The sequence below is a fragment of the Lederbergia wuyishanensis genome (assembly GCF_022900255.1).
Classification (GTDB): Bacteria; Bacillota; Bacilli; order Bacillales; family Bacillaceae_C; genus Lederbergia; species Lederbergia wuyishanensis.
This window is the reverse complement of record NZ_JALIRM010000001.1, coordinates 254735-267778: the sequence shown is the minus strand read 5'-3', so window position 1 is coordinate 267778 and position 13044 is coordinate 254735. Positions and strand designations below refer to the sequence as shown.

Annotated in this window: 8 protein-coding genes; 2 read left to right on the top strand and 6 right to left on the bottom strand. The window is 35.2% G+C overall.

What is annotated here, in order from left to right; genetic code table 11:
- Window positions 1-9: 9 nt before the first annotated feature.
- Window positions 10-2361 carry an FdhF/YdeP family oxidoreductase gene (locus MT489_RS01400; RefSeq protein WP_244679719.1) on the top strand — a complete coding sequence of 784 codons (2352 nt, stop codon included), beginning with the start codon at window positions 10-12 and terminating at the stop codon, window positions 2359-2361.
- A gap of 12 nt (window positions 2362-2373) precedes the next feature.
- The gene (fdhD, locus tag MT489_RS01395) at window positions 2374-3195 is read left to right on the top strand and encodes a formate dehydrogenase accessory sulfurtransferase FdhD (protein WP_244679718.1); all 822 of its coding nucleotides are present in this window, start codon (window positions 2374-2376) and stop codon (window positions 3193-3195) included.
- A 39-nt stretch (window positions 3196-3234) separates the two neighbouring features.
- Here the strand turns inward: fdhD and MT489_RS01390 are convergent, their stop codons facing one another.
- The 6 genes from MT489_RS01390 to MT489_RS01365 all read right to left on the bottom strand — a co-directional run bounded on the left by MT489_RS01390 (window position 3235) and on the right by MT489_RS01365 (window position 13040).
- Window positions 3235-5061 (bottom strand): ABC transporter ATP-binding protein, encoded by a 1827-nt coding sequence (locus MT489_RS01390; RefSeq protein WP_244679717.1) that lies wholly within the window; start codon window positions 5059-5061, stop codon window positions 3235-3237.
- A 7-nt stretch (window positions 5062-5068) separates the two neighbouring features.
- On the bottom strand, window positions 5069-6823 hold the full coding sequence (locus MT489_RS01385) for an ABC transporter ATP-binding protein (RefSeq protein ID WP_244679716.1): 1755 nt from the start codon (window positions 6821-6823) through the stop codon (window positions 5069-5071).
- Between the two features lie 356 nt (window positions 6824-7179).
- Window positions 7180-7632 carry a TlpA family protein disulfide reductase gene (locus MT489_RS01380; protein WP_244679715.1) on the bottom strand — a complete coding sequence of 151 codons (453 nt, stop codon included), beginning with the start codon at window positions 7630-7632 and terminating at the stop codon, window positions 7180-7182.
- A 60-nt stretch (window positions 7633-7692) separates the two neighbouring features.
- The gene (locus MT489_RS01375; RefSeq protein ID WP_244679714.1) at window positions 7693-8241 is read right to left on the bottom strand and encodes a peroxiredoxin; all 549 of its coding nucleotides are present in this window, start codon (window positions 8239-8241) and stop codon (window positions 7693-7695) included.
- A gap of 259 nt (window positions 8242-8500) precedes the next feature.
- Window positions 8501-11278, bottom strand: coding sequence for a VWA domain-containing protein (locus MT489_RS01370; RefSeq protein ID WP_244679713.1), 2778 nt, complete (start codon window positions 11276-11278; stop codon window positions 8501-8503).
- Window positions 11262-13040 carry a vWA domain-containing protein gene (locus tag MT489_RS01365; RefSeq protein ID WP_244679712.1) on the bottom strand — a complete coding sequence of 593 codons (1779 nt, stop codon included), beginning with the start codon at window positions 13038-13040 and terminating at the stop codon, window positions 11262-11264. The genes MT489_RS01370 and MT489_RS01365 overlap by 17 nt, the downstream gene beginning before the upstream one ends.
- Window positions 13041-13044 lie beyond the last annotated feature (4 nt).

The following is a 13044-nucleotide window of genomic DNA, read 5'->3' as shown; positions in this document are numbered from 1 at the left end:
ATGATTTTAATGGGTAAAACTAAGCATCCTGGACCTATGAAACTACCAAAATTACCTGATCCAACACATTGGGTTAGTCCCATTCCTTTTGGCCTTGGAAAGGTAAAGCCAAAACATATTCGTGACACGATGAAAGTAGTTATGGAAAATCGAGATAATCTCCCTTACGCCTATCGTATCCTTACGCAAGGTGTTTGTGATGGCTGTGCGCTTGGAGTTTCAGGACTAAATGATCAAACGTTAAAGGGACCGCATCTTTGTACAACACGACTTAACGTATTGCGTTTAAATACGATGCCCGCAATAAATGAAAAAATATTGCATAGTGATATTAGTGAACTAAGAAAATTAAAAAGCAAAGATCTACGCAAACTAGGCAGAATTCCTTATCCTCTATCAAGAAAACCTGGAGAAAATAAGTTTAGCAGAATTACATGGGATGAAGCATTAAATAGAATAGCTAATAAAATTAAAATTACAGATCCAAAGAAATTAGCTTTTTTCTTAACTGCAAGAGGAATCACAAATGAGGTTTTTTACACAGCCGGCAAACTAGCGAGATTTTTAGGAACAAATAATATTGATAACGCTTCCCGAATTTGTCATTCACCTAGTAAGACTGCATTGAAAAGATCACTAGGAATTGGTGCTTCAAGTTGTAACTATCAAGACTGGATTGGTACCGACGTTCTAATATTTTGGGGTTCTGTCGCTGCAAACAACCAACCTGTATCAACCAAATATATGTATGCCGCAAAAAGAAAAGGAACTAAAATCATTTGCATCAATCCATATAGAGAACCAGCGATGGATGGCTATTGGGTACCTTCCATCCCAGATTCAGCTTTATTCGGCACAAAAATAGCCGATGATTTTTACCAAGTTAATATTGGTGGAGACATCGCATTTATGAATGGAGTCATCAAACATTGGTTTGAAATGGAAAACAATCAGCCTGGTTCTGCGATTGATCATGAATTTATTCGCAATCATGCAAAAGGCTTAGAGAGTTTAAAAGAACATGTGGAAAAGTTAGAATGGGAAATTCTTGAAAAATCTTCAGGGATATCTAAGGAAAGAATGCTAGAATTTGCAACTCTTCTAGCAAATGCAAAAAGCGGCGTTTTTGTCTGGTCAATGGGATTAACACAGCATCGATTTGGCACTGATAATATTTCACAAGTGGCAAATCTAGCAATTTTAAGAGGATTTATCGGAAGAAAATATTGTGGAGTAATGCCAATCCGTGGACATTCAGGAGTTCAAGGTTCGGGTGAAATGGGTGCTGATCCTTTTTCTCTTCCAGGTGGAGAATTTGATAAAGCGAATATTGAGCGTCTAGAAAAGATATGGAATTTTGACATCCCAAAATGGCAAGGCGATATTGTCGGAGTATCTTTAGAAAATGCAATGTTGCCTGAGAACCACGAGCGAAAAACAATGATCTTCTATACATCGGGAGGCAATTTTCTTGAAACGATGCCTGATCCTTTATTTATAGAGAAATGTTTACAAAATATTGATTTACGTGTTCATCAAGATATCATCTTAAACAGCTCTACTCTTGTTGATGCAAAAGAAGAAGTAATAGTACTCCCTGCCATGACAAGATACGAACAACGAGGAGGCGGTACATCCACCTCAACCGAACGAATGGTTTATTTTTCACCAGAAATTGAAGGTCCACGTATAGAAGAAGCTCGTAGCGAATGGGAGATTTACGTTGAACTTGCAAGACTTGTTAAGCCCGAACAAAAGCATTTGTTGAATTTTAGTGAAGCTGAGCAAATACGAGCTGAAATTTCTATTGCTAATCCTAATTATGACGGAATCCAGCATTTAAAAGAACGTGGTGATGTATTTCAATGGGGAGGCGCTTGGCTGTGTGAAGATGGAATTTGTCCTACAGAAGATGGAAGGGCTAATCTTATACCAATTGAATTGCCTGAAGTGAGAAAGCCTGATGGTCAATTTTATTTATCAACAAGACGAGGAAAGCAATTCAATTCTATGATATACAGTGATACAGATCCATTTAATGATGCTGATCGATATGATGTACTTATTAACTCTGATGATGCTAAATCTCTTGGTATTTTAGATCGAGAAGCCATTGTTGTCTATAACAAATATGGAACCTTTCAAGGAAAAGCAAAATACGCTAATACAAGAAAAGGCAATATCTCAGTTTACTGGCCAGAAGGAAATGTGTTAATCCCTAAAGGTGTTTATGAAAAATATGCTGGAATTCCAGAATATAACGCAAGTGTAATTGTTGAAAAAGCTGATTTATACCTTTCACAAAAAGATACAAAGTATGTAGAAAAAAGGATTGAAGATGTTGAACAAGATATTAGTTAAGAAGGCGATGTAATGAGCAATCAAATCAAAGGTGAGCTAAACATATTAAAATACGAAGGCAATGATTTGCTTGAAACCATTGATATAGCAGCTGTAGAATATCCCCTTACCATTTATCTCGAAGACGAGGAGTTCGCCACGATTGTTTGCAGTCCAACAAATATAAAAGAACTAGTCATTGGCTTTCTTGCTTCAGAAGGTTTAATAAGAAACGTAGATCAAATTTCTTCAATAGATATTGACGAACATCGAGGATATGCATATGTATATCTGAAAATTAAACAATCTATCAATAAAGAGTTTTTCTCAAAAAGAATGATCGGTTCATGTTGTGGAAAAAGCAGACAGTTTTATTTTTATAATGATGCTAACACAGCAAAAACGATTATGAGTAGACATACTATTTCCATAAATGAATGTTTCTCGTTAATGAAACAATTACAGGAATGCTCAATCGATTTTCAGCAAACTGGCGGAGTTCATAATGCAGCACTCTGTACTAATGATAATATTCTTTTTTCTTATTCCGATATAGGGAGACATAATGCATTAGATAAGCTTTATGGCCATGTCTTACAACATAACATTACAGTTAAAGATAAGGTAATCGTTTTTAGTGGAAGAATTTCCTCTGAAGTAATATTAAAAATATCTAAAATAGGAGGAGGAATATTAATATCCAAATCTGCTCCTACAACTCTAGGAATTGAACTGGCAAAGGATCTCGGAATAACGGTTATTGGATTTGTTAGAAAGGAAAAGCTTAATATTTATTCACACCCGGAGAGGATAATAGATGCAATGCATCTCCCACATTTAGAAATGAAAACATAAAAAAAGGATGTGCAACTTACGTGCACATCCCTTTTTTATTTAAATTGAATCCATAACCTTAAATTGAGCTTCAATTAGACGGTAGTACTCGCCTCTTTGGGCTATGAGCTCATCATGATTGCCTTCTTCGATTATATTACCGTGTTCTAATACGAATATTTTGTCAGCATCACGGATTGTTGATAATCTATGTGCAATAATGATGGATGTTCTTCCTTGCAATAACGTCTTTAAAGCATGTTGGATTTGAATTTCCGTTTCCGTATCAATGCTTGCTGTTGCTTCATCAAGAATAATGATTCGAGGATTTGCAAGCAATGCTCTTGCAAAAGAAAGTAACTGCCTTTCTCCAACAGATAATATATTTCCCCGTTCTTCTACTTCAGTATCAAATCCCATTGGTAAATTTTCAATAAATTTGTCTGCACCAATTGCACGTGCCGCCTCTTTAACTTGTTCGTTCGTTGCCATCGGATTACCAAACCGAATATTTTCCATGATTGTTCCAGAGAAGATAAATGTATCCTGAAGGACGACACTTATTTGGTGACGCAAGCTTTGAAGTGAAACTTCCCTTAAATCATGGCCATCTATTTTCACTGAACCGCCAGTCGGATCATAGAAACGCGAAATCAAGTTTGCTATCGTTGATTTCCCTGAGCCTGTATGCCCAACTAAAGCGATTGTTTGTCCCGGTAACATTTCAAGCGTTATTCCTTTTAATGCTTGACGCTTATCGTCATAGGAGAATTCAACTTGATCAAAATTAATACGTCCAGCAATATCTTTAAGCTCAATTGGATCATTTGTCTCATTGACGATTGGACGCTCATCCAAATATTCAAAAATACGTTCTGATGAAGCCATCGCCATTAATAGCTGATTGTACAATTGTCCGAGCCTTGAAATTGGCTCCCAAAACATACCAAGATAAAAAGCAAAGGATACAAACTGTCCTAACGTTAATGAATCAGCTTGTATTAGGTGTGCACCATACCAAATAAGCACTCCTGTACCAATCGCATTAGTCAATTCAACCAAAGGACGGAAAAATGCACTTTTCTTCGTTGCTACTTGCCATGCTTCATAGTTTTCTTGATTGACACCATCAAAAAATGCCATATTTTCTCTTTCTTGAGTAAAGCTTTGTGTTACTCGAATTCCTTGAATACTTTCATTCAAATGTGAATTCAATTTTGATTGTCTAATTCTCATAAACTGCCATGCTCTACGAATGCTTTTACGCAATGTGGTTGAAATTAAAAACATTAACGGCAAAATAACTAATACAGCAAGAGTTAGCTCTGGGCTTAATGTAAATAGGATTACAATTACTCCAGCAAGCATTAACATATCCATAAAAATGTTAATAACCCCATTAGTAAACAAATCCTGCAATGAATTCGTATCATTCATAATCCTAACAAGGATTGAACCTGCTGACCTTTGATCGAAAAATGAATGAGATAGTCCTTGCACATGAGTGAACACATGTTTACGCAAGTCATATATTACCTTTTGACCAAGTTCATTGCTCCATTTTATGCGATATATGTTGGAAACGTATGACACAACGAAAAGCACGGCAATAATTGCTACAACCCACATTAAGTAAGACATACTTCCCTGTTGCTTTATGGCTTTATCTAACGCATAAACCCCAATTAAAATCGGAATAATGAGCCGCACTGCTGTATTTATCAATACAGTTATGATGGAAGCAGTCAATAAATTCTTTGAGTAAGGTTTTAAATATTCAAACAGCCTCCCCATTTGCTTCCAGTTAAATGGTTTATCAATTAATTGTTCAGATGAATAGCGAAAACGTTCCAATACGAGTGGATTAATTTTTTTAGTCTTTTCCATCTTTGCCTCACCCTCTCTGGCCTTGCAATATTGCCCTTTGATCTTGGAACTGGATTTTATAGACGCGTTCGTATTGACCGCCATTATGAATTAGCTCATCATGTGTGCCTCTTTCGACGATCTTACCGTCTTCTAATACCAGTATTTCATCCGCATGCTTTAAAGAGGAAATTCGGTGAGCAATAATAAAGGTAGTTCTCCCTTTCATTACTTCTCTCATTGCACCTTGGATTTTAAATTCGGTTTCCATATCAACAGCACTAGTTGCATCATCCAAAATAAGAATGCTCGGATTAAGACAAATCGCCCTAGCAATGGAAATCCTTTGTTTTTGACCACCTGACAATCCCATCCCACGCTCACCTAAGATCGTATCGTATCCATCAGGCAATTCTACGATAAAATTATGCGCGTCCGCTCTTTTTGCAGCGTCAATGATTTCATCCATTGTCGCATCTGGTCTCCCATATGCGATATTTGCCTTAATTGTTGACGAAAACAAAAAGCTTTCTTGCAGTACAAAACCGATATTGCTTCGGAGTGATTTTAAAGCGTACTCATTTACATTTTTCCCATCAATTAAAACCTCGCCGGATTCTGGCTCATAAAATCTAGTAATCAATTGAGTAATACTTGTTTTACCGGAACCCGTTGAACCAACAAGTCCGATAATCTTTCCTGCTTCTGCCTTAAAGCTAATATCTTTCAAAGCTGAGTTATCATCACCAGCATATCTAAGGTATACGTTCTTAAACTCCACTTCACCTTTTAAACGGTCAGGAGCATAAGCGTTTTCTTTATCAACAATATCTTCCTTAGCTTCTAATATTTCAAGAAGCCTTTCCCCAGAAGCCTTTGACTGAGAGAACATATTGATTGTAAAACCTAAACTCATAATAGGCCATAATATATATCCTACTAAACTATAAAAAGCAACAAGTTCACCAGGTTTAAGCGATCCTTTAATAACTAAATAGCCCCCAAATGAAAGCAATGCAACCACACAAACATTTCCAAGAAACTCCATCAACGGGAAATACTTAGCCCAAATATTAGAAGTAGAAATCATGTTATCTTTGTAGTCTGCATTTGAATCGTTAAACTTTCCAGTTTGAAATTCTTCTTTCGATAATGATTTTACTGTATTAATCCCTGAGATATTTTCTTGTACATTTGTATTTAGTTTCCCAAAAGATTTTCTGATTCCACGAAAAGCAGGATGAACTGCCCTATCAAACTTATATACTACAAAAAATAAAAATGGCAGGGATATCATCGTTGCAAGTGTAAGTGGAATCGAGTAATAAAACATGACCCCAAACGCAACAGTTAACATTAATATAAAGCGGAATAATTCTGAAAATCCAAAAGATAAAAAGAAACGGAACGATTCCACATCAGCCGTTAAACGTGACATTAAATCACCTGTTTTTGCATTATCGTAATAACGAAATGGCAAAAACTGCAATTTTTCATATAATGCGTTACGTAAACTGTATACAGCTTTGATTCCGAATATTTCTCCAGTATATTGCTGGATAAAAGTAACAATTCCTTTAATGATCATAATTCCTAAAAAACCAAATGTTAATGGTGCAATCAAGTTGTACTGACCTTTCAATACTACTTCATCAATCGTTAGCTGAAGAATGATCGGATAAATTACTGTAACCGCCGTCACAAATAGCAAAAAGAACATTGAAATGAAAAAGTATTGTTTGTATGGCCAGTAATATTGCCTCAACTTTTTAAATGTGTCCATACAATTCCCTCCCCTTTGGCAATTGGCCGTAATAACTAATATATCGGCTTCCGAAATATTTTTCCACTGTTTTTTTAAATTTTTTTACCAATCCTCCCAATTTCGGAAACTTTCTACTCCAAAAGTCTGAAATGAGTATATATTTTTTCTGTAGAACCATTAATACAAAATTTTAGTCAAAAATCAAGCAAATTAGCGCTCAAGACACTAGATTTCTGTTAAACAGCTGACTATGTCAAATATACCTTTATTGAAATAATATACAAATTGAACTCTCCATTTTTTATTTTAACTATAGCATCACACAAAAAAACGCCCAATAAATAATTGGGTCGTTGATTCAAATATAAATATTATTATGCTTTTTCAACTTCATTAAGAACTCGATTAACTCTCTTTTCAAGCATTTTCATACCGCCGCCTCCAGCTTGATAATGACGTAGCTTTCCTTCTTTATCAAAGACGTAATAAGCGGGCACATATTGATTTTCAAGCGCATCAGCAAACTTCAATTCACTGTCCACAAAAATTGGTTGTGTAATAGCATGTTCAGAAGCTACCTTCTTAATTTCTTCAATATCAAGATCATTTTCTGAACGAGGCATATGAACAGCCACGACATTCAATTTATCTTTAAACTCATCGCGAAATTGATTTACTTGTGGCATTGCTTCCTTACAAAGATGACAACTTATAGACCAAAAATGAAATAAAGTTGGTTTTTCACCAATCAATTCATCTTTTGTTACTTGACCATTTAGCCATTCTGTTGCACCTACAAGCTCGGGCATTGGTTCACGAAGTTTCATATATGATTCTCCCCTCATTAATATGAAGGACAGGCATTGAGGATGCCTGTCCAAAAACTTTTAAACTGATAATGTTGCTTGTCCTGGTCTCCAGTTAGCTGGGCAAAGACCACCAGTTTGCAAAGCTTGAAGTACTCGTAAAGTTTCATCAACATCACGGCCAATATTGTTATGGTTAACAACGGAGTACATTAGCTCTCCTTCAGGGCTAATGATAAATAGACCGCGAAGTGCAATTCCTTCTTCTTCAATTAATACACCATATTCTTTTGAAATAGCATGATTTGTATCAGCTGCAAGTGGATAGTTTAAGTCACCAAGTCCATTATCTTTACGATCTGTCTTAATCCAAGCTAAATGAGTATGAATTGTATCGGTGGAAACACCGATCACTTCTGCATCCAAATCTTCGAATTCTTCATATCTGTCAGAAAGAGCAGTGATTTCAGTTGGACATACGAATGTAAAATCCATTGGATAGAAGAAAAGAACTGTCCATTTATCGTTTTTCATATTTTCTTCCAAACTTACTTTACCAAATTCCTTGTTAGCCATTACTGCTTCCATTTCAAAGCGTGGTGCCTGTTTACCTACCATACGTTCTGCCATTGATGAAAAACCTCCGTTTTATTATTATTTCATTGAGAAAATGATGATGAAATTCTCAACTATTAATAAGTCTCAAAGTATATTATAGGCATAATGTCGAACTTTGTCAAACTTATTTATAATAACTATAAGTAAATAGTGATTTCAATTTTATTATCACCATTTTTGTGAGATGTCATTCATCCATTTTCAACAACTTCCTAATTTAATCCTATCATTAGTAAAAATAATAATAAAATAAAATGCTCTTTGTCGAATACTATCTGTTAGTCCGTTTTTTCGCTTCAAGAAGTCTTTTCATACTATCATGAGGGTTTCGTTTACTGTTATCCTCAATCCTATCCTCAATATTTCTATTTGAATTCTCTTTATCAGTATCTTTGAACTTTGGCGAGAACTCCTTTACTTCAATAGTTTTAGATGAATATGATTCTGTACGTATTTTTTTTCTGAGTTTTGGAACTTCAGTATCCTTAATAAGGTGCTGTCTAGGTTTAACATACTTTCTAAATAAAGATGTTACATTAGGTAAGCCAAACCTTCTTATCGCTATTTCGAGAAAAAAGAATAAAAAAGCTATAAAGATCAACAAAGAAGTGATAGATTGCTTTTTTACCGAAAAATGAGGAATAGGAGCAAAAGCCATCTTTTCTTTCGTTAGTTGTTTTCCCCCGGTAATGTTTGAAGCTTCTTTTAGTAGCGAAAAGTTATCTCCTTTTAACAACAATTCATCAGAATAAGGTATTGTAAATCCAGTTTTATATAACTTCTCATCCCCGTCTTCCGATAATTGCTTTATGCTAATAAAATACATACCAGGATCTTGATCCATAACCAGTTCATACCTACCGGGTGCAGTTATTTTCATACTTGAATTAACTTTTTTCCCAGATTGGGATACGACTACTGTTTCAATAGGATTTAAATCGCTACTGGATGACTGCAATTGAATAACAGTTTGACCATTCTTATTTTCGACGTGAACAGTGTAGGGCTCACTGTTAAATGATGGTAATGTTTTACTAATTAGTTTATTAATAAAATGTGGCCATATCTCCCACTTTGCCCAATTTCCTGCCCATTTCCCGCTAAAATCGGATGTAAAAGCTATTGTTCTGCCAAGTCCAAATTGCCATTCCGAAAGGACAGGATCTTCCTTATTGCTAGAAAGAACTGTTTGTGATGTTGATTTCGGAGTGACAGCAATATAAGCATTCATTTCTGGAACTCCATCCTTAAATAATGGGTCCCAATCAAAATTCGGATGTATAGTTGGATAAAAAGGCTCATCCACAATGTAAGTCCTTGTTAGAACAGCTGTTTCCCTCGATAAAATACTTGGAATTACTGTATCGTCTACAACATCGTAAAATCTACCTGCTCCGTAATCAGCTAAATCCTCCAACAACCTCTTATCCGAATCTTGTCCTAGAGCAACAGTAGAAAGTGTGATATTTGTTTTTTTCCCTTTATCAATAAGAGAGTGATAATCATTACTTGTTGCTGATTGTCCGTCTGTAAGCAAGATAATATGTTTTCGCTGTAACTCTAAAGGTATTAGTCTATTAAAAGCTGCTTCGAGAGCCGAATAGATTTCCGTTCCTCCACCAGCTGGCACGGAGCGGATTTTTTCGATTGCATCTTTTTTATTGGTAATTGGAGCTGTTTCAATAATTTCCCATGGACGATCATCAAATGCTATAAAGCCTAGTGTATCTTTTTCACGAAGTAACTCAACAGATCTTGCTGCTGCCTCTTTGGCAAGTGAAAGTTTATCCCCCTCCATGCTTCCTGAACGATCCAATACAATAATAAGTCCAAGTGATGGAAGCTCTTGTTTCCCTTTCACTTCCATATCAACAGGGAGTAATTCTTCTATTGGTGTCTTAAAATAACCTCCAAGACCAAAGCTGTTTTCTCCTCCAGCCATCACAAAACCTGTTCCGAAATCTTTTACAGCTTGATTAATAAGATTCATTTTCTTTTCACCAATGTCAGTAGCTGCAACATTATTAAAAAGTATAGATTGATAACGCAAATAACCAGAAAGAGTAGAAGGTAATTGTTGCGGTAATATTTGTTCTACAATCAGTCCAGAAGATATAAGAGCCTCACTTACTCCTTCATTCTGTTCGGACTGAACTACTAATACCCTTGGTGTCCCTTTAACATTGGATATAGCTTTTAAATGATTATTTTCAGCAAAAGTATCCCCTGTAGCTGCAATTTCACCTTTATATATATAAAAGCCTGTTTCCGTCGCTTCGTGGGAAAAGGTTATTAAATTTGTACCTTCTTTTATTTTTACATCTTTTTCAATGATCTCTTCATCATTTAAAGTAATTCGCACTTTTGAGTTTGCGGCATAATTACTTTCCACTTTCATTGTTAACTTAACAGTTTCCCCTTCGTATAAAGATGAAGGTACAGAAAATTCCGTTACTGCCATGTCCTGTCCAAAATGCCTAGTAATTGGTATATAATCTAACACAATTCCTCTTTGCCTAAGCAATCTTGCCGCATCAAGAACATTCCCCACAGTTTCATTTCCATCAGAAAATAGTACTACACGCCCATTAGAATTACTCGGGAAGATAGAACTCGCCAATTGGATTCCTTGTTCAATATTTGTATCATATTTATCTATATTTGTTGATAGTTCTTGAATCACATCTTTATTGACATTCAAAGACTGTTCAACTGCCGCATTTTTTCCTAAAGATATAATAGCAAACTGATCTTTTTCCCTTTTTGATATAACACCTTTTTCAATCCAAGATAATATTTCATCTTGAGTACCAATCATACTTGCTGAAGAATCAACAAGAAAAACTACATTTCTTTCATCTATTTTAAAAACTAACTGAGGCGTGGCTAGACTTATAATAATGAGTGTAAACACCAACCCTCTTATACATGTAATCCAGATTTTTTCAATATGATTATAACCTTTCGAGTGCTTTATAAATAAAAATAGAACGATGGCAGAAATAATTAATATTAACAGTAAATACGGATATTTAAATTCGAGTCCCACGCCTCATCACCTCCCACTCGATAAACAGAACAATTAATGCAACAAAGACTAACCAAAACCAAAGTCCATCATAGGGGTGATTCACGACATTTTGATCACTTTCTTTTAAAGGCTGGTTTATTCTAAAAGATGGTGAATATGGGATTGATTTTTCACGGTCGTCCAAGTTCACCGCAAAATACATCGTCTTCTCATTAGCTACTGTTTGGTAAATTCCTGGCTTTTGTGGAGCAGTGAAGCTTTCTTCAAGCAAATTAAATGATTCAATGAATTTTCCATTTCCAGTAAATACTTTCCATTCATTGTTATCAGCATCAACATTAAGCCAACGATGCTCACCTGGAAGAAAAAAGCCAAAAAACTCTTCATTTGCAGCAAGCCATTGAAAAGATTGGTATAAAAAAATAGGAAATCCGGTATGCAGCGGCCAATCAGTATTTTCTATAGGAAATTGAATAACCATTGCAGGAAACCCATTTACAGTTCCTTTTTGAATTAATGGGATATCACCACTCTTCGCAATCACAGGAAGATTAATGTTATTACTTGAAAAAGCAGATTGTATAAAAGTTTTATTAAATTCAACATACTGGAAAACAGGGTCATTTTCTGTTTTTATTTCACTTTGTATTGTGATTTCTTTATTATTATCGGGAGTGATAGCTAGTAATGGTCTTTTTGGCCATACTTCCATTGGAATATTTTCTACTACGACGATTCCATTGGACAAGTCTCTTTCAACATCCTCCTCCGTCATTTGGATCGTTTCATACCCTATATTTTCTAACCCTTTCATTATAAAAGGACTTACATCACCGACCAGATACACTTTCATAAGTGATGGACGACTTACAGCAATAAGCTCATTATCTATCGAATAATCATCATTCACCTCTATTTTGGCTTTATAATACTCACTTACAGGAAGTTTTGGAATCTTGACGAACTTTTGTTCACCTGGCTCTATCGTCACTTTTTCCTCAAATACATTATTTTCATTTGTATTAATTAGTAAAGTAGCCGCCTTTAGTTCCTTACTTTGATTTTCAATTACGGAGATTCCTGTGACATGATGTTCCTTTTCCCCAATACCGAAAGACTTAAGTGATACATTGTTTCCTTCATTTCCCATATTAAAAACGGAAATAGGTATTGAACCTGTCATCCCATTTAAATCCTCTGCCTTAATAGAATCAGAAAAAACAAATAGACTTGTATCCTTATTCACTGCAAGTGAGTTTGCAAGTCTAAACGCTTTCTCCATATCGCTATATTCATAAGACAATTTAAGGCCGTCTACAACCTTTTTAATTTTATTTATATTAACTTCTTTATTGATTAATAAATTTGGCACACTTCCTGCGGTAATAATCGTAACTTCCTGGTGTTTAAGATCCTTTATGATTGCAGATATTTCTTCCTTCGCCTCATCAAACCTTGTAATTCCATCATGGAGCGCAGACATTGAGGCAGAAGTGTCAACGACTAAGATAATATGTTCACCTTCAATACCTTTAGTCATCCAGTATGGTCGAGTCAAAGCAAACATTAATAATAGTAAAATCAATAGTTGTAAAAATAGTAATAAATTTCTTTGAAGTTTCTCAATCCATGGCGATGCCTGCCATTCATTCATCACTTGTTCCCAAAGAAGATTAGAAGGGATCATTTTATTTTCATAGCGTTTCCGAAACATATAAAAAATTAGAACTGATGCAATAAAAAACGCCAATAATAAAAATAGTGGATTCATTAATCCCATTTCG